The organism is Megasphaera sp. AF13-6AC, assembly GCF_027685385.1.
Taxonomy (GTDB): Bacteria; Bacillota; Negativicutes; order Veillonellales; family Megasphaeraceae; genus Megasphaera; species Megasphaera micronuciformis.
This window is the reverse complement of record NZ_JAQCUN010000057.1, coordinates 4,937-7,959: the sequence shown is the minus strand read 5'-3', so window position 1 is coordinate 7,959 and position 3,023 is coordinate 4,937. Positions and strand designations below refer to the sequence as shown.

Genomic DNA, 3,023 nt, shown 5'->3' with positions numbered 1-3,023 from the left:
ATCGAAAACGTGTTATTGTCCTTACGCCAAGAAGACAAGGAAGCACTATTATCCGACCACCAAGTCGAAATGACTTGTCATTATTGCGGCACACGCTATGTCATCAGCCATGATGAACTCGTAGATTTATACGAACGTCACAAAAAATCATCAATACCTAAGGAGTGATTGTCTTGAGTCTCATCGGAATTATCGGCGGTACAGGCGTTTGCGATACGACTATGCTTAAAAATGTACGCCAGGAAAAACTGCTCACCTTTTTCGGAATGATTCATTACTTGCGCGGTACATACAAGGATAAAGAAATTGTCTTTTTGCCTCGTCACGGTCGTACTCATTCCATTCCGCCCCATTTAATTAATTACAGAGCCAACATTTTAGGTCTGAAGAAGCTCGGCGTTTCGGCAATTTTTTCAACGACTGCCGTCGGTACGATGACTTTGGACTATAAACCCGGGGACTTCGTATTGCCCGATCAGTTCATTGATTTTACTCATTCGCGTCATGAATCTTTCTTTGACGGCGGTGCCAACGGCGTTGTTCACGTTGATATGACAACTCCCTATTGTCCTAAAGTGCGGGATGCCGTTATGCGTGCAGGTAAAGAGTTGGGCTATGATGTTAAAAACGGAGCCACTTATGTTTGTTCCGAAGGGCCGCGTTTTGAAACGCCTGCAGAAATTAAAATGTTCCGACAACTGGGCGGTGACTTAGCCGGTATGACGACGGTTCCCGAAGTTTGCTTAGCGAAAGAAGCGGAAATTTGCTATGCTACAGTTTCTATGATCACCAATTATGCAGCCGGCCTGACAGATCAGGTTCAGACTCATGAAGAAGTAAACGAATGTATGGAAGAAAATAATAAGCGCATTCAGAATCTCATTATGAAGGCCATTGACCTTTACGAAGACGAAGATTGCGAATGTCGTCATGTCTTAGCCGAATACGGCGGGTTTAAGCCATAATGAAAACACTTACCTGGGAAAAGAACACACTCATTCTCCTCGACCAAACTAAATTACCTACTCAAGAAGAATATTTACAATGTTCATCATGGCGCCAAGTAGAGGAGGCTATTAAGGTTTTGGCCGTACGCGGAGCTCCCGCTATCGGGGTAGCTGCCGCTTATGCCGTTGTCTTGGCAGCTTTGGAGTTAAAAAAAGAGACCGACTTTAGACAAAAACTGGCCGACGTCATCATAACCCTTGATAAGGCCCGTCCTACAGCCGTCAATCTGCACTGGGCCTTGGAACGGATGAATCAGGTTGTTCAGAAACACAACGACGTATCGGTAGAGACTTTAATTAAAGCTCTTGAAGATGAAGCGAAATTTATTCATGCCGAAGATGTAGACGTAAATAAGCGCATAGGTCGATTCGGAGCGAAGGCTCTCATGGCCCGTATCCGCAGAGATAAACTTATCGTTTTAACGCATTGTAATGCCGGAGCTCTGGCTACGGCAGACATAGGTACGGCTCTGGGCGTTATTCGCAATCTTCACGATAAGGGCCAAATTGCCAATGTATTTGCCGACGAAACGCGGCCTTTGTTGCAAGGTGCCCGGCTTACGGCTACGGAATTACAGGCTGATAAGATTCCTGTCACCTTAATTACGGACAATATGGCCGCTTGGGTCATGAAAACGCGTCAAGTTGATGCCGTTATCGTCGGTGCCGACAGAATTACGGCAAACGGAGATACGGCTAATAAAATCGGTACGTACGGAGTGGCTTTGGCTGCCAAAGTCCATGGCATACCTTTCTTCGTCGCCGCACCTATATCTACCTTTGATTTGAGTATGAAAAGCGGTGAAGAAATCCCTATTGAAGAGCGCAATCACGACGAAGTACGGAATATACAAGGAGTACAAACGGCACTTAAAAATACGCCCGTATTCAATCCTGCCTTTGACGTTACACCACATGAATATATAACGGCAATTATTACGCAAGACGGTGTTATCGATCATCCCGATACGTTAAGCATTGCCGAATTTTTCCGAAACAGAGAGGAATAAGCAGTTATGACTTCAATCATTCGTAACCACGATCTGGCTTCAGCCGGTCAAAAGAAAATTGCCTGGGTAGAACATTATATGCCGACCTTAAACAACATCGGAGAACGATTAAAGAAAGAACAGACTTTTCAGGATAAAACAGTGGTCGTCAGTGTTCACTTGGAAGCCAAAACGGCGTATTTAGCCCTTGTTTTGCATCGAGCAGGAGCCAAGGTCGTCGTCACGGGCAGCAATCCCTTATCTACACAGGACGATGTAGCGGCAGCCCTCGTGGCCGAAGGCCTGACTGTTTATGCTACCTATAATTGTACGGAAGAAGAATACTTTTCTTATTTAAATGCGGCTCTTGATCATAAACCGCATATCATCATTGATGACGGCGGCGACTTGGTTCACCTCTTACATACAACGCGTAAGGATGCACAGGAGCGACTCATAGGCGGTACGGAAGAAACAACGACAGGCGTCATCAGACTGCGCGGATTGGAAAAAGAGAAAACCTTGCAATTTCCCATGATTGCCGCCAATGATTCGTATTGTAAATATCTGTTCGACAATCGTTACGGCACGGGCCAATCTACTTGGGACGGAATTATGCGAACTACCAATCTGACTGTCGTAGGTAAGCGCGTCGTCATTGCCGGTTACGGCTGGTGCGGACGCGGCTGCGCCATGCGTGCCAAAGGGCTGGGAGCCCATGTCATCGTTACGGAAGTCGATCCTATTAAAGCCATTGAAGCCGTCTTCGACGGATTTGAAGTCATGCCTATGGAAAAAGCCGCCGAAAAGGGCGACATTTTTGTCACCTTAACGGGCGACAAGGACGTGATTACCCGTAAGGACATGGAAAAAATGAAAGACGGCGTTCTCTTAGCCAATGCGGGGCATTTTGACGTCGAAATTAATAAGAACGATTTAAATGATTTGGCAGTACGACACTTTGAAGGCCGTCATAATATTGAAAGTTATGAGCTTTCAGACGGACGAATTATTAATCTTCTAGCTG

Annotated in this window: 4 protein-coding genes; all 4 read left to right on the top strand. The window is 45.8% G+C overall.

Going from position 1 to position 3,023, the window contains the following annotated elements; translation table 11 throughout:
* Positions 1-9: 9 nt before the first annotated feature.
* Positions 10-168, top strand: coding sequence for an Hsp33 family molecular chaperone HslO (locus PGX78_RS04535; protein WP_270445571.1), 159 nt, complete (start codon positions 10-12; stop codon positions 166-168).
* A gap of 5 nt (positions 169-173) precedes the next feature.
* Positions 174-965, top strand: coding sequence for an S-methyl-5'-thioadenosine phosphorylase (gene mtnP / locus PGX78_RS04530; RefSeq protein WP_270445570.1), 792 nt, complete (start codon positions 174-176; stop codon positions 963-965).
* Positions 965-2,017: an S-methyl-5-thioribose-1-phosphate isomerase gene (gene mtnA / locus PGX78_RS04525; protein ID WP_270445569.1), complete on the top strand. Its 1,053-nt coding sequence runs from the start codon at positions 965-967 to the stop codon at positions 2,015-2,017. Before mtnP ends, mtnA begins: the two co-directional genes overlap by 1 nt.
* Positions 2,018-2,023: 6 nt before the next feature.
* A partial coding sequence (locus PGX78_RS04520) for an adenosylhomocysteinase (protein WP_270445568.1) occupies positions 2,024-3,023 on the top strand: 1,000 nt, incomplete at its 3' end.

What these genes read in the sequence shown, in the direction of transcription:
- mtnA (WP_270445569.1), top strand. Translation starts at nt 965, where the DNA reads ATGAAAACACTTACCTGGGAAAAGAACACACTCATTCTCCTCGACCAA.